This window comes from Streptomyces sp. NRRL B-24484 (genome assembly GCF_000717715.1).
Classification (GTDB): Bacteria; Actinomycetota; Actinomycetes; order Streptomycetales; family Streptomycetaceae; genus Kitasatospora.
The window spans coordinates 1-17,932 of sequence record NZ_JOAI01000014.1; the positions used below are offsets into that span (position 1 = coordinate 1).

20 protein-coding genes are annotated in these 17,932 nt (G+C 73.7%); 10 read left to right on the forward strand and 10 right to left on the reverse strand.

The window, feature by feature from the left end; translation table 11 throughout:
- Together IE98_RS0114875 and IE98_RS0114880 are read right to left on the reverse strand one after the other, a co-directional pair.
- The coding region (locus tag IE98_RS0114875; RefSeq protein WP_043174226.1) for a cbb3-type cytochrome c oxidase subunit I at window positions 1-945 on the reverse strand (945 nt) is incomplete at its 3' end.
- Window positions 942-1,820 (reverse strand): cytochrome c oxidase subunit II, encoded by an 879-nt coding sequence (locus tag IE98_RS0114880; RefSeq protein WP_030269044.1) that lies wholly within the window; start codon window positions 1,818-1,820, stop codon window positions 942-944. The genes IE98_RS0114880 and IE98_RS0114875, both read right to left, overlap by 4 nt.
- A 339-nt stretch (window positions 1,821-2,159) precedes the next feature.
- Here IE98_RS0114880 and IE98_RS0114885 point away from each other — a divergent pair, with 339 nt between their 5' ends.
- Entirely contained in the window at window positions 2,160-3,692 is a 1,533-nt protein-coding gene (locus IE98_RS0114885) for a cysteine desulfurase/sulfurtransferase TusA family protein (RefSeq protein WP_030269047.1), read from the forward strand.
- A 28-nt stretch (window positions 3,693-3,720) separates the two neighbouring features.
- Here IE98_RS0114885 and IE98_RS0114890 read toward each other — a convergent pair whose 3' ends face one another.
- Complete coding sequence (locus tag IE98_RS0114890; RefSeq protein WP_030269049.1) at window positions 3,721-4,695, reverse strand: carbohydrate kinase family protein; 975 nt, start codon at window positions 4,693-4,695, stop codon at window positions 3,721-3,723.
- Between the two features lie 241 nt (window positions 4,696-4,936).
- On the opposite strand from IE98_RS0114890, the gene IE98_RS0114895 reads away from it, so the two are divergent.
- Entirely contained in the window at window positions 4,937-5,164 is a 228-nt protein-coding gene (locus IE98_RS0114895) for a hypothetical protein (protein WP_159400915.1), read from the forward strand.
- A gap of 117 nt (window positions 5,165-5,281) precedes the next feature.
- Window positions 5,282-5,878, forward strand: coding sequence for a hypothetical protein (locus IE98_RS0114900; protein ID WP_159400916.1), 597 nt, complete (start codon window positions 5,282-5,284; stop codon window positions 5,876-5,878).
- 123 nt (window positions 5,879-6,001) lie between these two features.
- Here IE98_RS0114900 and IE98_RS0114905 read toward each other — a convergent pair whose 3' ends face one another.
- The gene (locus IE98_RS0114905; protein ID WP_030269055.1) at window positions 6,002-6,355 is read right to left on the reverse strand and encodes a HesB/IscA family protein; all 354 of its coding nucleotides are present in this window, start codon (window positions 6,353-6,355) and stop codon (window positions 6,002-6,004) included.
- Window positions 6,356-6,561: 206 nt separating this feature from the next.
- Between IE98_RS0114905 and IE98_RS0114910 the strand changes: the two genes are divergently transcribed.
- Window positions 6,562-7,443 (forward strand): GNAT family N-acetyltransferase, encoded by an 882-nt coding sequence (locus IE98_RS0114910; RefSeq protein ID WP_030269057.1) that lies wholly within the window; start codon window positions 6,562-6,564, stop codon window positions 7,441-7,443.
- A 128-nt stretch (window positions 7,444-7,571) separates the two neighbouring features.
- On the opposite strand, the gene IE98_RS0114915 is transcribed toward IE98_RS0114910, so the two are convergent.
- From IE98_RS0114915 to IE98_RS0114925, 3 genes are all read right to left on the reverse strand, one after another.
- Window positions 7,572-8,954, reverse strand: coding sequence for a pyridoxal phosphate-dependent decarboxylase family protein (locus IE98_RS0114915; RefSeq protein ID WP_234443544.1), 1,383 nt, complete (start codon window positions 8,952-8,954; stop codon window positions 7,572-7,574).
- A gap of 210 nt (window positions 8,955-9,164) precedes the next feature.
- On the reverse strand, window positions 9,165-9,629 hold the full coding sequence (locus IE98_RS0114920) for an Lrp/AsnC family transcriptional regulator (protein ID WP_052390535.1): 465 nt from the start codon (window positions 9,627-9,629) through the stop codon (window positions 9,165-9,167).
- Between the two features lie 89 nt (window positions 9,630-9,718).
- On the reverse strand, window positions 9,719-10,645 hold the full coding sequence (locus IE98_RS0114925; protein ID WP_030269061.1) for an NADP-dependent oxidoreductase: 927 nt from the start codon (window positions 10,643-10,645) through the stop codon (window positions 9,719-9,721).
- A 215-nt stretch (window positions 10,646-10,860) separates the two neighbouring features.
- Here IE98_RS0114925 and nadA point away from each other — a divergent pair, with 215 nt between their 5' ends.
- Entirely contained in the window at window positions 10,861-12,042 is a 1,182-nt protein-coding gene (gene nadA, locus IE98_RS0114930; RefSeq protein WP_030269062.1) for a quinolinate synthase NadA, read from the forward strand.
- 87 nt (window positions 12,043-12,129) lie between these two features.
- On the opposite strand, the gene pspAA is transcribed toward nadA, so the two are convergent.
- Together pspAA and IE98_RS0114940 are read right to left on the reverse strand one after the other, a co-directional pair.
- Complete coding sequence (gene pspAA / locus IE98_RS0114935; protein ID WP_030269064.1) at window positions 12,130-12,423, reverse strand: PspA-associated protein PspAA; 294 nt, start codon at window positions 12,421-12,423, stop codon at window positions 12,130-12,132.
- A 43-nt stretch (window positions 12,424-12,466) separates the two neighbouring features.
- Window positions 12,467-13,234 (reverse strand): PspA/IM30 family protein, encoded by a 768-nt coding sequence (locus tag IE98_RS0114940; RefSeq protein WP_030269065.1) that lies wholly within the window; start codon window positions 13,232-13,234, stop codon window positions 12,467-12,469.
- Between the two features lie 283 nt (window positions 13,235-13,517).
- On the opposite strand from IE98_RS0114940, the gene IE98_RS0114945 reads away from it, so the two are divergent.
- Window positions 13,518-14,111 (forward strand): DUF3043 domain-containing protein, encoded by a 594-nt coding sequence (locus IE98_RS0114945; RefSeq protein ID WP_030269067.1) that lies wholly within the window; start codon window positions 13,518-13,520, stop codon window positions 14,109-14,111.
- Between the two features lie 188 nt (window positions 14,112-14,299).
- Window positions 14,300-14,992, forward strand: coding sequence for a class I SAM-dependent methyltransferase (locus IE98_RS0114950; RefSeq protein ID WP_030269068.1), 693 nt, complete (start codon window positions 14,300-14,302; stop codon window positions 14,990-14,992).
- A gap of 67 nt (window positions 14,993-15,059) precedes the next feature.
- Here the strand turns inward: IE98_RS0114950 and IE98_RS0114955 are convergent, their stop codons facing one another.
- A complete protein-coding gene (locus tag IE98_RS0114955; RefSeq protein WP_030269070.1) occupies window positions 15,060-15,260 on the reverse strand; it encodes a hypothetical protein in 201 nt (66 codons plus the stop codon).
- Between the two features lie 93 nt (window positions 15,261-15,353).
- Here IE98_RS0114955 and cobU point away from each other — a divergent pair, with 93 nt between their 5' ends.
- The 3 genes from cobU to IE98_RS0114970 are packed head-to-tail and all read left to right on the forward strand — an operon-like array spanning window position 15,354 to window position 17,816.
- Window positions 15,354-15,914, forward strand: a complete 561-nt coding sequence (gene cobU, locus IE98_RS0114960) for a bifunctional adenosylcobinamide kinase/adenosylcobinamide-phosphate guanylyltransferase (protein ID WP_052390536.1) — start codon at window positions 15,354-15,356, stop codon at window positions 15,912-15,914.
- An 11-nt stretch (window positions 15,915-15,925) separates the two neighbouring features.
- Entirely contained in the window at window positions 15,926-17,044 is a 1,119-nt protein-coding gene (locus IE98_RS0114965; protein ID WP_030269074.1) for a nicotinate-nucleotide--dimethylbenzimidazole phosphoribosyltransferase, read from the forward strand.
- A gap of 1 nt (window position 17,045) precedes the next feature.
- On the forward strand, window positions 17,046-17,816 hold the full coding sequence (locus IE98_RS0114970) for an adenosylcobinamide-GDP ribazoletransferase (RefSeq protein ID WP_030269077.1): 771 nt from the start codon (window positions 17,046-17,048) through the stop codon (window positions 17,814-17,816).
- The last annotated feature ends 116 nt before the right edge of the window (window positions 17,817-17,932 follow it).

The window sequence follows — 17,932 nt, forward strand, 5'->3', positions numbered from 1 at the left end:
CCACACCGTCACGGACAGACCGGCGATCGCGATGGTGGCCGCGATCAGGCCGGAGTAGCCGAACATCGGCTTGCGGCTGAAGACCGGGACGATCTCCGACACGATGCCGAAGAACGGCAGCGCGATGATGTAGACCTCGGGGTGGCCGAAGAACCAGAACAGGTGCTGCCACAGCATGGCGCCACCGTTGGCCGGGTCGAAGACGTGTGCCCCGAACTTGCGGTCCGCCTCCAGGGCGAACAGGGCGGCGGCCAGGACCGGGAAGGCCAGCAGGACCAGCACGGCGGTCAGCAGGACGTTCCAGACGAAGATCGACATCCGGAACATCGTCATGCCGGGCGCGCGCATGCAGATGATCGTGGTGATGAAGTTGACCGCACCGAGGATCGTGCCGAAGCCGGAGAAGGCCAGACCCATGATCCACATGTCGGCGCCGACGCCCGGCGAGCGGACGGCGTCGGAGAGCGGCGAGTAGGCGAACCAGCCGAAGTCGGCCGCGCCCTGCGGGGTCAGGAAGCCCGCCACCGCGATGATCGAGCCGAACAGGTAGAGCCAGTAGGCGAACATGTTCAGACGCGGGAAGGCGACGTCCGGGGCGCCGATCTGGAGCGGCATGATCCAGTTCGCGAAGCCCGCGAAGAGCGGGGTGGCGAACATCAGCAGCATGATCGTGCCGTGCATGGTGAACGCCTGGTTGAACTGCTCGTTCGAGAGGATCTGGGTCCCCGGACGGGCGAGTTCGGCGCGCATGACCAGGGCGAGGACGCCACCGATCAGGAAGAAGGCGAACGAGGTCGCCAGGTACATCGTGCCGATCGTCTTGTGGTCGGTGGTGGTGAGCCACTTGATGATCGCGTTGCCCCGCTTGCCGACACGGGCGCTCTTGCCGGCCGTGACGCCCCCGGCGCCCCCGCCGGCCGCGGCGGGCTCGTTGAGGATGGTCACTTCTCTTCACTTCCCGTGGTCGTCTCGCGGGCGTGGCCGGCACCGAGGATGCCCGCGGGCACCGCCCCGGACTGGCCCTTGGCCCGAAGCTCCTTCAGGTGCTGCTCGTACTGGTCGTGGGTGACGACCTTGACGTTGAACAGCATCCGGGAGTGGTCCTGGCCGCAGAGCTCGGCGCACTTGCCGGCAAAGGTGCCGAAGGAGGTCGGGGTCACCTGGAACTTGTTCACCACGCCCGGCACGACGTCCATCTTCATGAGGAAGTTGACGGGCCAGAAGTCGTGGATCACGTCGTTGGAGGTCAGGACGAACTCCACCGACTCGTTGATCGGCAGGTACAGGGTGGGCACCTCGGCCGGGGTGCCGACGTCGTACGCGGCGGTGGTGCTGGCCGGGTTCGGGATCTCGGTGTTCTCGTAGTTGAACGCCCAGTTCCACTGGAAGCCCACCACGTTCACCACGTGCTGCGGCTTCGCGCTGACCGCGGTCAGGCGCGTCTCGTCGCGGGCGACGAAGTAGAAGAGCACCGAGACGATGACAAGGGGGACCGCGGTGTACAGCGCCTCGATGGGCACGTTGTACCGGGTCTGAGCGGGGATCTCCACCTTGGTGCGGCTACGCCGGTGGAAGATCACGCTCCAGAGGATCAGACCCCACATCAGTGCGCCCACTGCCAGCGCCGCGATCCACGAGCCCTGCCACATGTGGAGGACCAGGGGGCCTTCCTCGGTGACGGGCGACGGGAGGCCAAGCCTGGGGAGGTCGTTGGCCGAGCAGCCGGTGGCGGTCGCGATGACGAGGCCCAGTGCCAGCGCCTGAGGCAGCTTCCGCCGCATCGTGCGCCGCGGCGAGCGGTCGGAGCCGTTGGGACTCACGTAGCGCCTTCCCGAAGTCTCGCCCGCGATCGCGCCGCCTCCGGGAGTGCTGTGCGCCTCCCCGGCGACCCGGCCACGGGCACGGTTTGAATGCTTATGCGGGCCAAACGCTACTGCATCCTTATGCGGCACTCACGAGCAGCCCCCGCTAACGCGCCGCCCGCCTACCCGATCAGCCCCGGCAGGCGTTCCGGCGCAGGTCATGGCAGGCATCCGAGGGTCCCACACCCGATCGGGGGACCCCACTGCGACACGCGGGTGACGGTGCGTCGTACCGGACGAATGCGACGAAATCGGGCGCGGGGTCGACCGCGGGCCGGGCGGGGATAGCGTGGGAGGGTGTCGTACTTCGATGTGGCCTCCACCGCACCCCTGCACCCCGTCGCCCGGCAGGCGCTGAACGCGGCGATCGACGAGGGGTGGGCCGACCCGGCGCGGCTGTACCGCTCCGGCCGGCAGGCCCGGATGCTGCTCGACGCCGCCCGCGAGGGCGTCGCCGCCGAGCTCGGCGCCCGGGCGGACGAGGTCTCGTTCACCGCGAGCGGCACCCAGGCCGTCCAGCTCGGCATCCTCGGCGCCCTGCAGGGCAACCGCCGGCGCGGCGCCCACCTGGTGCACTCCGCGGTCGAGCACTCCAGCGTGCTGCACACCGCCGAGCTGCACGAGGCCCGCGGCGGCGAGGTCGGCGTCGTCCCGGTCGACCGCCACGGCCGGGTGAAGGCCACCCAGTTCGCCGCGCGGCTCACCGGGGCCACCGCGCTCGCCGTGCTGCAGAGCGCCAACCACGAGGTCGGCACCGTCCAGCCGGTCGAGGAGGTCGCCGACCTCTGCGGCAACGTCGGCGTCCCGCTGCTGGTGGACGCCGCCCAGAGCGCGGGCCGGCTGCCCGTGCCGCACGGCTGGTCGCTGCTGACCGCCAGCGCCCACAAGTGGGGCGGCCCGGCCGGCGTCGGCGTGCTCGCCGTCCGCAAGGGCGTGCGCTACGCCTCGCCGCTGCCCTCCGACGAGCGCGAGCGCGGCCGGGTGCCCGGCTACGTGAACGTGCCGGCGATCGTCGCGGCCGCCGCCTCGCTGCGCGCCGTCCGCACCGACGCCGAACGGGAGAACGCCCGGCTGCACGCGCTGGTGGAACGCATCCGCACCCGGGTGCCGGCGCTGGTGCCCGAGGTCGAGGTGGTCGGCGACCCGGTGCGCCGGCTCCCCCACGTCGTCACCTTCTCCTGCCTGTACGTGGACGGCGAGGTGCTGCTCGGCGAGCTGGACAAGGCCGGGTTCGCGGTCTCCTCGGGCTCCTCCTGCACCTCCTCCACGCTGACGCCGAGCCACGTGCTGGCGGCGATGGGGGTGCTGACCGAGGGCAACGTCCGGGTCTCGCTGCCGTACGGCACCGCGGAGGAGGAGGTGGACCGCTTCCTCGCCGCGCTGCCCGAGCTGGTCGCCGCGGTGCGGGCCCCGCTCGGGATCGACCTGCAGCTGCCCGCGGCGGAACCCGGCCCGCAGGCCGTCCGGGAGGCCGCCGCGGAGACTCACCCGAAGACTCCCCCGACGACGGACGCGGAGACCGGCGCGGAGACGGACGCGGCGGCGGGCCCGGAGGATGCCGGGACGGCCGGCGGCAGCGCGGGCGGGGCGGAGGTGCTGGTGCTCGACGCCCTCGGCAGGCGCTGCCCGCTGCCGGTGATCGACCTCGCCCGGCGGATCGGCGAGGTGCCGCCGGGCGGCACCGTCGTGGTGCTGGCCGACGACGAGGCGGCCCGGCTGGACATCCCGGCCTGGTGCGGGATGCGGGCCCAGGAGTACCTGGGCGAGGCCCCGGCCGCGCAGTACGGCGCGGACCGGGGAACGGCCTACCTGGTGCGCCGGGCGGACTGAACGCCCGCCCGGCCGCGACCGGGCGGGGTCAGGCCAGCTTCGCGCGGACCTCGGCCGCGGCCTCGTCGCCGTACGCGGCGGCGAAGCGGTCGGTGAAGTGGGCGCGGCGCAGCTCGTACTCCTGGGTGCCGACGGTCTCGATCACCAGGGTGGCGAGCATGCAGCCGACCTGGGCGGCGCGCTCCAGGCCGAGGCCCCAGGAGACGCCGGCGAGGAAGCCGGCGCGGAAGCCGTCGCCGACGCCCGTCGGGTCGGCCTTGCGCTCCTCGGCGGGGCAGCCGACGGTGATCGCGGGCTCGCCCTTGCGCTCGATCCGGACGCCCTTGGGGCCGAGCGTGGTGACCCGGGTGCCGACCCGGTTCAGCAGCTCCTCGGCGGCCCAGCCGGTCTTGGACTCGATGAGCGCGGCCTCGTACTCGTTGGTGAAGAGGTAGGCGGCGCCGTCGACGATCTCGCGGATGTCGTCGCCCTCCAGGCGGGCCAGCTGCTGGGAGGGGTCGGCGGCGAAGGCGTAGCCGCGGCTGCGGCACTCCTGGGTGTGGCGGACCATCGCCTGCGGGTCGTCGGCACCGATCAGGACGAGGTCGAGGCCGCCGACCCGGTCGGCGATCGGCTTGAGCTCGATGTTGCGGGCCTCCGCCATGGCGCCGGTGTAGAAGGAGGCGATCTGGTTGTGGTCCAGGTCGGTGGTGCACATGAAGCGCGCGGTGTGGCGGGTCTCCGAGATGTGCACGGAGGCGGTGTCCACGCCGTTGCGCTCCAGCCAGCTGCGGTACTCGTCGAAGTCCGCGCCGGCCGCGCCGACCAGGACCGGGCGAAGGCCCAGCACGCCCATGCCGAAGGCGATGTTCGGCCCGACGCCGCCGCGCCGGATGTCGAGGGTGTCGACCAGGAAGGAGAGCGAGACGGTGTGCAGCTGCTCCGCGACCAGCTGGTCGGCGAAGCGGCCGGGGAAGGTCGTCAGGTGGTCGGTGGCGATCGAGCCGGCGACGGCGATACGCACGGGAGTCTCCTCGGGAGGCCTGGTGGCGGCGGGGCCTGGTGGCGGCCGGAAGCGGTGGTGGTGGACCCACCTACGGTACAGCCAAGCCTGCCCCGGACCCGGACGACCCGAACCGGTACTACCCCGCAGTAGCCCTGGTGGGGCGCCCGGCGGCGGCCTAGGGTCGCAGCACGGGGGCCGGTCGGCCGGTCCCCGGCCATGCGTGCCGTGGCGACGAGGCCGCGGCCCGGTGATCGGAGCGATGACAGCGATGATGCCCACCCAGCCCCCTGCAGTCCGTCCGGGCGCCCTCGGCGGCGAGGCCGACTTCGAGAGCCTCGACGCCCTGGTCAGCTCCTCGCGCCGGCTCGGCCGGTTCTGGCCGCCGCTCGCGGCCGGCCCGCAGCCCGCGGCGGCCCGTCCGGCGGGGGTGTCGGTGCCGTCCGGGGCGCAGCAGCTGGTGGCCGCGATGGCCGACTACGGGAGCTGACCGCTCCCCCGGTGCCGCTCCCGCACGGGGGTGGAACCGGATTCCTCCGGGGCACGTCAAACCGGCGCAGCACCGCTCAGGTGGCGGTTCGCTGGACCCTCGGGAGGAAGTCGCACCATGGACGCAAGGACCGCAGTCGTACCGTTCGGGGCCGCTCGTCGGCGGCGGGCCGCCGTGTTGGCGGCAGGGGTGGCGCTCGTCGTCGGCGGGCTCTCCGCCTGCGGGTCGCAGACGTCGACCGGAGCCGGCGGTGCGCCGACGGCGCAGCCCACGGCGAGCGCCCCGGCCACCGCCGCGCCGGCCTCGCCGAGCCCCTCCCCCAGTGCGTCCGGCGCGGGCAGTGCGGCCCCGCAGCCCGGGCAGTCGACCCGGCCGACCCAGCCGGGGATAGCCGTCGGCGAGCCGACGCCGACCGCGGCGAGCATGCCCGCGATCAGCTACACCGTGGAGGGCGGAACGCACCTGACCGTCTACTTCTACGGCGGGGTCTGCGAGCAGTACGGGCTGAAGGCCGACGAGCAGGCGCCCGGCCTGGTGCGCGTCCGGGTGACGGTGGAGAAGCCGGCCCCGCGCGGCCAGGAGTGCCCGGCGCTGGCGAAGAAGGAATCCGTGTCGGCCCAGCTGGCGCAGCCGATCGGCGAGCGCAAGGTGGTCGACATGACCTCCGGCACCGGGCTCACCATGACGGGTGACATGCCGGGCGGGCCGCGCTGACGCCGGTCGGCGGACCCGGGTCACGGACAGGACGCAACCGCCGGAGGGCGGCCCCGGCGTCGGGGCCGCCCTCCGGCGGTTCGCTGCTGCTGTCGCTGCCGCGGGTGCTGCTGGGCGCGCGGCTCAGCTGAAGGAGTCGCCGCAGGCGCAGGAGCCGGTGGCGTTCGGGTTGTCGATCGTGAAGCCCTGCTTCTCGATGGTGTCGACGAAGTCCACGGTGGCGCCGCCCAGGTAGGGGGCGCTCATGCGGTCGGTGACGACCTTCACGCCGCCGAAGTCCTTGACGACGTCGCCGTCGAGCGAGCGCTCGTCGAAGAACAGCTGGTAACGCAGGCCGGAGCAGCCGCCCGGCTGCACGGCGACGCGCAGCGCGAGGTCCTCGCGGCCCTCCTGCTCGAGCAGGCCCTTGACCTTGGCCGCGGCGGCGTCGGTGAGGAGGATGCCACTCTCGACAGTGGTCTCGTCCTGGACGGTCATGCTTACTCCCGGTCTGTGACGACAGTGTGCCGCCAGTGCCAACCGGCGGCCGCCCGGATTCATTTCCGGTCGGTGGTGATTCCGGGAGGCGTTTTCGCCGCCCGCACCGCTACGCCTCCCATGCTCGCACACCGGCGGTGCGTACTCGGCGTCCGATCTCGGCAAACCGCCCGCAGCGGGTCCGGCGGCGGGCCAGGATGAGATGCGTGATCATTCGGCCGGTCAGGGACAGTGCCGCGGACGCCGCCGCCGTGCGGGAGGTGGCCGCGGCGGCCTTCGGGAGCCCTCCCGCGCCGGAGCGGCGGGAGGCACCGGACGCCGCCCGGGCCGTCCGGGCCGTCCGGCACGAGGCGCGGACCCGGCACCTGGCGGTGACCGACCCGCAGGGGTGCTGGCTGGCCGAGGACGGCGGACGGGCGGTGGGGGCCGCGCTGTCCCTGCGGCGCGAGGACGTGTGGCTGCTCGCCCTGCTGGTGGTCGACCCGGCGGTGCAGGGCAAGGGGGTCGGGCGGCTGCTGCTGCAGCGGGCGGCTGCGCACGGGCGGGGCTGCCTGCGGGGGATGCTGTGCGCCTCGCCGTCGCCGGCCGCGGCGCGGCGGTACCGGCTGAGCGGGTTCACGCTGCACCCGGCGATGCAGCTGCGGGGCCCGGTCGACCGGACGGGGCTGCAGGACCCGGGCGACGTCCCGGTGCACCCCGGGGGGCCGGGGCAGCTGCACCTGCTGGACTCGGTGGACCGGCGGCTGCGGGGCGCCGCGCACGGGCCCGACCACGGCTTCATGCTGGCGCACTTCGAGGAGCTGCTGGTGGCGGACTCACTGGCGGGCAGCGGGTACTGCTACCGGGACGGCGGCGAGGTGAAGCTGCTGGCGGCGACGTCGAAGCGGATCGCCGTTCGGCTGCTGCGGGAGGCGCTGGCGCGGGTCCCGGAGGGGACGGACGCGCTGGTCGAGCACCTGACCGCCGAACAGGAGTGGGCGCTCGACGTCGGCCTAGAGGTCGGCCTCACCGTCGGCACCCGCGGCTACGTGGCCCTCCGCGGCATGCGCCCACCGGTGCCGTACCTCCCCGAAGGCGCCTTCCTGTAAGGCCGGGCAGGACGGAACCGGGGCGCGGGGAACTGCGCGGTCCGATGCTCAGCCCCGGACCGCGCAGTTCCCCGTGCCCCTGGTTGTGCATGCCCCTGACCTGCGCGGTTCCCCGCGGACGGGTCCCGTCACTCCATGGTGGCGAGGATCTCCTTGACCATGTCGAGGGTGGTGCCGGGGTGGAGGAAGGCGAAGCGGGCGACGGTCTCGCCGTCCCAGCCGGTGGGGGTGACGAAGCCGATCTGGTCGGCGAGGAGCTGCTGGGACCAGCGGTAGTAGTCCTCGCGGGTCCAGCCGGTGCGGCGGAAGCACACCGCGGAGAGCTGCGGGTCGTGCAGCAGCTCCAGGTGGTCGGTGTCGCGGATCAGCTGCGCGGTGTCCCGGGCCAGCGCCAGGCCGGTCTCGATGGCGTCGGTGTAGGCCTGGGTGCCGTGGACGGCGAGGGAGAACCAGAGCGGCAGGCCGCGGGCCCGGCGGGTGAGGTGGTACGCGTAGTCGGTGGGGTTCCACTCGTCGCCCTCGGTGTGCAGGACGTCGAGGTAGGAGGCGTCCTGGGTGTGGACGGCGCGGGCGAGCTGCGGGTTGCGGTAGAGCAGGGCGGCGCAGTCGAACGGCGCGAAGAGCCACTTGTGCGGGTCCACGACGAAGGAGTCGGCGTGCTCGATGCCGTTGTAGCGCTCGCGGACGGAGGGGGCGAACAGCCCGGCGCCGCCGTACGCGCCGTCGACGTGGAACCAGAGGCCGCGCTCGCGGGTGACCTCGGAGAGGCCGGCGAGGTCGTCGACGATGCCCTCGTTGGTGGTGCCGGCGGTGCCGACGACGGCGATCACCGTCTCGGGGTTCGGGTCGGCGGCCAGGGCGGCGCGCAGCGCCTCGCCGGTGAAGCGGCGGTCCACGGTCGGGACGACGAAGGCCTCGACGCCGATGATGTTGAAGGTGTTCTTGACCGAGGAGTGGACCTGGTCGGCGACGGCGATCCGCAGCCGGGCCTCCGGGCCACGGTCTCCACCGTGATCGGCCAGCTTGCGGCGGGCGGTGTCGCGGGCGACGACGAGCGCGGAGAGATTGCCGGCGGAGCCGCCGGAGACGAAGGTGCCGCCGGCCGAGGCGGGGAGTCCGGCGCGGTCCGCTATCAGGCGCAGCACCTGGTTCTCGGCGGCGATGGCGCCGGCGGCCTCCAGCCAGGAGATGCCCTGGAGGGAGGCGCAGGAGACGACCATGTCGAAGAGGAGGGCGGCCTTGGTGGGGGCGCAGGGGATGAAGGAGAGGTAGCGGGGGCTGTCGGCGGAGATGACGGCCCGGGAGAGCTCGTGGTCGTAGAGCTTGAGGACGTCGCCGGGGTCGTTTCCGTGCTCGTTGAGCAGGCCGGCGAGGTGGGTGCGCAGGTGGTCGCCGTCGCCGGGGTGGTCGAGGGGGACGGGGTCGTACTGCAGCCGCTCGCGCATGTAGTCGAAGACGAGGTCGACCAGCTGGTTGTCGGGCTGGTGCATGCGGTCGGCGGCTGCGGACACGGTGGTCCCTCTCGTTCTGGCTGCGGGGTGCGGCGGCCCGGTACGGGTGGGGTTGCTGGGGCGTACCGGACACGATCAGCGTAGGCAGCGGCGCTCGGTCGGCGCGCGTCGGAACGGGGCCGCGCGGGCAGCTTTCGTGCGTGTTCGGCGGGGGTCGCGCAGCTTTCCTGCGTGGCGTGCCGGCGGGTGCCGGGGGCCGGTGCGGGGGTGTCAGCCGATGAGGCGGGAGAGGACGACGGAGCTGCGGCTGCGCTGGACGCCGGGCTCCTTGCGGATGCGTTCGATGACGGCTTCGAGGTGCCGGGTGTCGGCGGCGCGGAGGTGGACGAGGGCGTCGGGGTCGCCGGTGACCGTCCAGGCGGCGGCGACCTCGGGGAACTGGCGGAGGCTGGCGAGGAGTTCCTCGGGGCTGGTGCGCTCGCGGCAGTAGATCTCGACGAAGGCCTCGGTCCGCCAGCCGAGCAGGCCCGGGTCGAGGACGACGGTGAAGCCGCGGACGACGCCGCGGGCGCGGAGCCGGTCGATGCGGCGGCGGACGGCGGTCGCGGAGAGGTTGACGAGCAGGCCGATCTCGGCGTACGAGGCACGGCCGTCCTTGCTCAGGTGTTCCAGCAGGAGCCGGTCGGTGTCGTCGAGCGGCGCCCCGCCCGGGTCCGTGGGTCGGTGCGTGCTCATGGCTGCGGGCTCCACTGGTGGTGCGTGTGAGGGCGGTGGGGCCGTCGGGGTGGGACGGCGCACCGCCCCATTCTGGCGGACGGGGGCGGTCAGTCCACCAGCAGCACGATCTTGCCGCGGGTGCGGCCCTCGGCGTTGAGGGCCTGGGCGGAGGCGGCCTGGGAGAGCGGGAAGGTCGAGGCGACCGGGACGCGGAGCTTGCCGGTGTCGGCGAGGCGGCCGAGTTCGGCGAGGTCGGCGGCGTCGGGGCGGACCCAGACGTAGTGGCCGCCGCGGGCGGCGACGCCGTAGTCGGTGATCGAGGCGATGCAGGAGGGGTCGCGGACGAGCTGGGCGGAGACCTCGACGGCGTCGCCGCCGATCAGGTCGAGGGCGGCGTCGACGCCGTCGGGGGCGAGCGCGCGGACGCGGTCGGCCAGGCCGTCGCCGTACGCGACCGGTTCGGCGCCGAGTTCGCGCAGGTAGGCGTGGTTGCGTTCGCCGGCGGTGCCGATGACCCGGGCGCCGTGCGCGGTGGCGATCTGGACGGCGAGGCTGCCGACGCCGCCGGCCGCGGCGTGCACCAGGACGGTCTGGCCGGCGCGGATGCGCAGCGCCTTGACGAGGGCCTGGTGGGCGGTGAGTCCGGCGAGCGGGAGGCCGCCGGCCTGGGCCCAGTCGAGCGAGGCGGGTTTGCGGGCGAGGGTGCGGACGGGGGCGGCGACGAGCTGGGCGTAGGTGCCGTGCTCGGCGGAGTCCTTGCGGACGTAGCCGACGACCTCGTCGCCGGGGGCGAACTCGGTGACCCCGCCGCCGACGGCCTGGACGACGCCGGCCATGTCCCAGCCCATGATCAGCGGGAAGTGGACGTCCATGATGCCGTCGAGGTGGCCCTCGCGGAGCTTCCAGTCGACCGGGTTGACGCCGGCGGCCTTCACCCGCACCAGGACGGAGTCGGGGCCGACCTTGGGGTCGGGCACGTCGGTGTACTCGACGACGTCGGGGCCGCCGTACTGCCTGATCACAATGGCCTTCATGCTCCAAGACAACGCGATCGCGGCTCGATATCGGTTCGGCCACGCCGGGAAGGCTCCGATCCGGAGAGCGGTTCTCGTCACATCGACAGAACGTCCATCGTCAGAGTGACGCTAACGGGTTATCATAGATAGTGTCAGATAGACGAGAAGGCCCCGCGGTACCACCGCAGCTCGGCAGGGGCCGGAAGATCGGCCGCACAGGAGGGCACCCGCCCGTGACCACCACCACCGAGACCTACGGCGTCGACCCCTCTCCGACGCCCCTTGCGCTGCTGCTGCTCGGCCGCGAGGCCGACCCCGCGAGCGAGCGCGGCGTCGAGTGCCCCGGCGACCTGCCCGCGGCCTCCGACCCGGACCTGGTCGCGCGGGCCCGCGCCGCGAAGGAGCAGCTCGGCGACCGGGTGTTCATCCTCGGCCACCACTACCAGCGCGACGAGGTCATCGAGTTCGCCGACGTGACGGGCGACTCGTTCAAGCTGGCCCGCGACGCGGCGGCCCGCCCGGAGGCCGAGTACATCGTCTTCTGCGGCGTGCACTTCATGGCCGAGTCGGCGGACATCCTCACCACGGACGCCCAGCAGGTCGTGCTGCCGGACCTCGCCGCGGGCTGCTCGATGGCCGACATGGCCACCGCCGAGCAGGTCGCCGAGTGCTGGGACGCGCTCACCGACGCGGGCATCGCCGACGTGACCGTACCGGTCTCGTACATGAACTCCTCCGCCGACATCAAGGCCTTCACCGGCAAGCACGGCGGCACCATCTGCACCTCCTCCAACGCGAAGCGCGCGCTGGAGTGGGCCTTCGAGCAGGGCCAGAAGGTACTGTTCCTGCCCGACCAGCACCTGGGCCGCAACACCGCCGTCCTGGAGATGGGCTTCTCGCTGGAGGACTGCGTCCTCTACAACCCGCACAAGCCGAACGGCGGCCTGACCGCCGAGCAGCTGCGGAACGCGAAGATGATCCTCTGGCGCGGCCACTGCTCGGTGCACGGCCGGTTCAGCCTGGACTCGGTGAACGAGGTCCGCGAGCGGATCCCCGGGGTGACCGTGCTGGTGCACCCGGAGTGCAAGCACGAGGTCGTCACCGCGGCCGACATGGTCGGCTCGACCGAGTACATCATCAAGGCGCTGGACGCCGCCGAGCCCGGCTCCAAGTGGGCCATCGGCACCGAGCTGAACCTGGTGCGCCGCCTCGCCAAGGCGCACCCGGACAAGGAGGTCGTCTTCCTCGACCGCGCGGTCTGCTTCTGCTCGACCATGAACCGGATCGACCTGCCGCACCTGGTGTGGGCGCTGGAGTCGCTGGTCGAGGGCCGGGTGCCGAACGTGATCACCGTCGACCCGGAGACCGAGAAGTACGCCAAGGCGGCCCTGGACCGGATGCTGGCCCTGCCGTAACGTTCCGCCGCGCCGCAGCGCGCGGCCCGCAGCACGCCGGAGGGCGGGCACCCCGTGGGGGTGCCCGCCCTCCGGGCGTCACGGGACCTACTCCGGCAGGCCGGGGATCAGGCCGTCGCCCTCCGTCCGCAGCATCTCGCGGACCTCGTCGATGGTCGCCTCCGCGTCCGGCAGGATCAGGTCGGAGGGCTCCAGGGTCTCGTCCGGCAACGGGTCGCCGAACTCCTTGACCGCGCCCAGCAGTGCGTCGAGGGCGGCCTTGAACCTCTCGCCGTCCCCCGACTCCACGGCCTTCAGCAGGTCGTCGTCCAGCTCGTTCAGCCGGTTCAGGTGGCTCTCGCCGACCTGGAACTGCCCCTCACCCATGACCCTCATGATCATGCCGGCGCGTCTCCCTGTCCGGTGTCGTGGTGCTGTCCGGTTGCTACTTGTTGTAGTTGATCTTCGACGGGTCCTGCTGGCCCTGCTCGATGGCCTGCGGGCCCGCGGCCGGGGAGCCGCCGGTCAGCTCGGCCTTCATCCGGGCCAGCTCCAGCTCGACGTCGCTGCCGCCGGCCACCCGCTCCAGCTCGGCCTCGATGTCGTCCTTGCGGCCGAGGCCGCTGGCGTCGTCGAGCGCACCGGAGGCGAGCAGCTCGTCGATCGCGCCGGCGCGCGCCTGCATCTGCGCGGTCTTGTCCTCGGCCCGCTGGATCGCCAGGCCCACGTCACCCATCTCCTCGGAGATGCCGGAGAAGGACTCGGCGATCCGGGTCTGCGCCTGGGCGGCCGTGTACGTGGCCTTGATGGTCTCCTTCTTGGTGCGGAAGGCGTCCACCTTGGCCTGCAGCCGCTGGGAGGCGAGCGTGAGCTTCTCCTCCTCGGCCTGCAGCTGCTGGTACTGGGTCTCCAGGTCGGTGATCTGGGACTGCAGGTTCGACTTGCGGGTGAGCGCCTCGCGGGCGAGGTCCTCGCGGCCCAGCGAGAGCGCCTTGCGGCCCTGGTCCTCGTACTTCGCGGACTGCTGCTGCAGCTGCGTCAGCTGCAGCTCCAGCCGCTTGCGCGAGGTGGCCACGTCGGCGACGCCGCGGCGCACCTTCTGCAGCAGCTCCAGCTGCTTCTGGTACGAGTAGTCGAGCGTCTCCCGCGGGTCCTCCGCACGGTCCAGTGCCTTGTTGGCCTTGGAGCGGAAGATCAGCCCCATACGCTTCATGATTCCGTCGCTCATGGGCCTCGGGTGCCCCCTTCTACGGGCCTGCGAATTCCGTCTCGTAACACGTCGAGTCTATGTGCAGCGAGCTGGTCGCCGCAGTGCACGAGCTGCAACAAGACTGCTACAGCCGCACACTGCCGGTCATCGTTCCTGGGGTGGAGCCGACCCTGAGACCATGATCCGCCCCGCGGAGGGCGCCCCGTACGGGACACGCCGCCGATCGATATCCGTTCGTGCCGACGCTCACTGCGGAAAGCACCCGGCCAGCACGTACGCTGGGGGTGTGTTCCGACGCCGTGATGAAGCCTCCTCCGCCGCGACCGCGCTGGCCGAGCAGGACGAGAAGACCCCCCGCGACCCGCAGGCCAAGAAGGGCCGCCCGACGCCGAAGCGCAGCGAGGCCGAGGCCAACCGGCGGACCCGGGTGACCGTGCCCAAGGACCGCAAGGAGGCCGCCAAGCAGTCCCGCGAGCGGATGCGGGCCGAGCGCGAGAAGCAGCGCACCGCCCTGCTGGAGGGCGACGAGCGCGCCCTGCCGGCGCGCGACAAGGGCCCGGTGCGGCGCTTCGCCCGCGACTTCGTGGACTCCCGCTGGTCGCTCGCCGAGTTCTTCCTGCCGTACGCCGTGGTGGTGCTGGTGCTCAGCATCGTCAAGGTGCCGGCCCTGCAGCTGCTCTCCACGCTGCTCTTCGTGGTGTTCTTCGTCCTGGTGATCCTGGACTTCGCCCGTCTCGGCCTCGGCCTGCGCAAGGCCCTGCGCGAGCGCTTCCCGGACCAGAACACCCGCGGCGCCGTCCCCTACGGCCTGATGCGCACCCTGCAGATGCGCCGGCTGCGGCTGCCCAAGCCGCAGGTGAAGCGGGGCGAGCGGCCCTGACCGCGGAGCCGGTCCCGCCGCCCTGGGCCCTGCCGGTACAGCCGGACCAGCCCGGGCTGTACGTGCTGCCCGGGCAGGGCGTCGGAGGCCACGACCGGCTGCCGGCCGTCGGCGGCGGCGGCCGGCACGCGGCCGCTCCCTGGCCGACCCGGCAGGGCGGGCTGCGCAGCATCGTCCGCGAGGAGCTGCTGACCCGGCAGCTCGCCGAGCAGCTGGCCGGCCGGACGGAGCTGCGGGTGCTCGACGTCGGCTGCGGGCAGGGCACCCAGACCGTGCGACTGGCCCGTGCCGGGCACGTCGTCACCGGCGTCGACCCGGACCCGGTCACCCTCGGCGCCGCACAGGCCGCGGTCGCGGCCGAGCCCGCCGAGGTGCAGGCGCGGGTGCGGCTCATCGGCGGGGACGGGCACGCCTGCGGGCGGTGGTTCCCGCCGCGCTCCTTCGACGTGGTGCTGTGCCACGGCGCCCTGATGTACCTCGCCGACCCGGACCCGCTGCTCGCCGCGCTCGCCCGGGTGCTCGACACCGGCGGCGTGCTGTCGCTGCTCGTCCGCAACGCCGACGCGCTGGCCATGCGCCCCGCGCTCGCCGGCGACTGGCGGACGGCGCTGGCCGCCTTCGACTCCTACCGCTGCACCGACCGGTACGGCGTCCCCGCGCGGGCGCACCGGCTCGGCGAGCTGACCACCACGCTCTCCGGCATCTCCGTGCCGCTGCGGCACTGGTACGGCGTCCGGGTCTTCACCGACGCCGCCCCCGACGAGGCGGCGCCGGTCGACGGCCGGCAGCTCGCGCAGCTCCTCGACGCCGAGGAGCGGGCCGGCCGGCAGGACCCGTACCGCCAGGTCGCCGGCCTGCTCCACCTCGTCGGCGCCAAGTAGTCGCGCGGCACCGAGGGGCACCCGGCCTCCGGCCGGAGGGGCTGCCCCTGCCCGTCCGAGGACGGACTCATCCCTCGTGCAGGCTCATCGAGTAGATCTCGCGGTCGTCCTCCAGCAGGACGGCCCGGTCCACGCCGTCCGCCAGCAGCTGCTTGTAGGTCTCGCCGATCCACGACTCCGCGTCGCCCTGGCCGGGGAACTCCTCCTGGCCGCCCGGCTGGTCGACCCCGGTGCCGTCCTGCTGCTCGAACCGCCACGTCCACACCATGTGTCGGACTCCTCCCGCTCGGTGACCTCGACGTGCGCACACTAGCGTGCCCGCCCCGCCGCTCCCCATACCCCGTGCGGCAGGATGATCCGCATGGCACTCCCCCGCACCCTCGTCCTCGGTGGCGCCCGCTCCGGCAAGTCGACCCGTGCCGAGCTCATGCTCGCGCCGCACGCCGACGTGCTGTACGTGGCCACCTCCGGCCGCCGGGACGGCGACCGGGAGTGGGCGGACCGGGTGCGCCTGCACCGGGAGCGCCGGCCGGCGTCCTGGCGCACCGCCGAGACCTGCGACCTGGAGGCGGTGCTCGCCGACCCCGAGGACACCGCGCCGGTGCTGATCGACTGCCTGGCGCTGTGGCTCACCGCGGTGATGGACGAGCACGGCGCCTGGTCCGACGACAGCTGGCACGGCGGCGGCGAGCGGGCGGTGCAGCGGCGCTGCGAGGCACTCGCGGCGGCCTGGGCGGCGACCCGGCGGCCCGCGGTCGCGGTCAGCAACGAGGTCGGCATGGGCGTGGTGCCCGCGACCGCGGCCGGGCGGCGCTTCCGGGACACCCTGGGGCGGCTGAACATGGCCGTCGCCGACGCCTCCGAGCAGGTGCTGCTCGTCGTGGCCGGGCAGGTGCTGACCGTCAAAGCCGGTGCCGTGTAGCCTTCCGAGCGATGGACACGACCGTGGATCTCGACAGTTTCTCCTCCCTCGTCGAGCGGCCCGACGAGGCCGCCCGCAAGGCCGCCGAGGAGTTCCGGCAGCAGCTCGGCCTGCCGCCGGGCGGCCTCGGCGCGCTGGAGGAGCTCGGCGCCTGGCTCGCCTCCGTCCAGGGCGCGGCCCCCGTCCGGCCGGTGGCCGACGCGAAGGTGCTGCTGTTCGCCGGCGACCACGGCGTCGCCGGGCTCGGCGTCTCCCGGCCCGGCCCCGGCCGGAGCACGACCGCCCGGGTGCACGCCGTACTGGAGGGCACCGCGCCGGTCGCGCTGCTGGCCCGCCGCTACGGCGCGGCCGTCCGGGTCGTCGACATGGCGGTCGACGCCGACCCGCACGAGTTCCCCGCCGAGGTGTCGCAGCACCGGGTGCGGCGCGGCTCCGGACGGATCGACGTCGAGGACGCGCTGACCCCCGAGGAGACCTCCCGGGCCTTCCGGGCCGGTATGGCGGTCGCCGACGAGGAGGCCGACGCCGGCACCGACCTGGTGCTGCTCGGCGACATCGGCACCGGCTCCACCACGGTCGCCGCGGTACTGGTCGGCGCGCTGTGCGGCACCGACGCGGCGGCCGTCACCGGGCGCGGCTCCGGCATCGACGACCGGGTGTGGATGGTCAAGTGCGCCACCGTCAGGGACTCGCTGCGCCGGGCCCGCCCGGTGCTCGGCGACCAGCTGGCCCTGCTGGCCGCGACCGGCGGCGCGGACTTCGCCGCGATCACCGGCTTCCTGCTGCAGGCCGCCGTCCGCCGGCTGCCGGTGGTGCTCGACGGCGTGGTCTCCGCGGCCTGCGCCCTGGTCGCCCAGCGGATCGCCTTCCGGGCGCCCGAGTGGTGGCGGGCCGGCCAGGACAGCGGCGAGCCCGCGCAGGCGAAGGCGTACGACCGGCTCACCCTGGCCCCGCTGCAGCAGCTCGGCGTCAAGGCCGGTGAGGGCGTCGGCTCGCTGCTGGCGCTGCCGCTGCTGCAGGCCGCCTCCGACAGCCTTGCGGAGCCCCGCGAGGTGCCGGCCGCCGTGAGGGCCGAACCGCGGCCGCCCGCGAAGCTGCCCACCGCGGCGGAGCTGCTGGGCCTCGGCTGACGTGCCGGACGGGCTGCGCTTCGCCTTCGGCACGCTCTCGGTGCTGCCGGTCCGGGTCGACCGCTGGGACCGGCCGACGGCCGGGCGGGCGATGCTCACCGCGCCCGCGGTCGGCGCGGTGCTCGGCCTGCTCGCGGCCGGCACGGGGGCGCTGGTGGCCTGGCGGGCGGGCGGCCCGCTCGGCGCGGTGGCCGCGATCGGCGCACTCGCCGCGCTGACCCGGGGCCTGCACCTGGACGGTCTGGCCGACGTGGCCGACGGCCTCGGCAGCGGCAAGCCGGCCGAGGACGCCCTGCGGATCATGAAGCAGTCGGACATCGGGCCGTTCGGCGTGCTGACGCTCCTGCTGGTGATGCTCGGTCAGATCGCCGCGCTGGCAGGACAGTTCGATGCCTCGCTCGGCCGCGGCGCGCTCGCGGTGCTGACCGCCGCGCTCGCCGGACGCTGCGCGCTCGCCTGGGGCTGCCGCCGCGGGGTGCCGGCCGCCCGGCCCGGCGGCCTGGGCGCGGCGGTCGCCGGCACCGTTCCGGGCGCGGGAGCGGCCGCGGTCTCGGCCGGCTGCGCGCTGCTGCTCGCCGCGGCCGGCGCCGGGTACGGCCGACAGGCCTGGGTCTGGCCGGCGGCCCTGGTGGTCGGGCTCGGCTGCGCCCAGCTGCTGCTGCGCCGCTGCGTGCGGCGGTTCGACGGGATCACCGGGGACGTGCTCGGGGCGACGGCGGAGACCGCGGCCACCGGGGCACTGGTCGCGCTCGCGCTGATCGGCACGGTCTGAGCGGCCCTCGCCGCCCGGGTGCGGGGGCGCCCGGTTCGCACGGTTCGTCACACCGTGTACGCCCGGTCCGCCGGAACCGGGCGAGCCCTGGCGCCGCGCGGTCCCAACATGCGGAC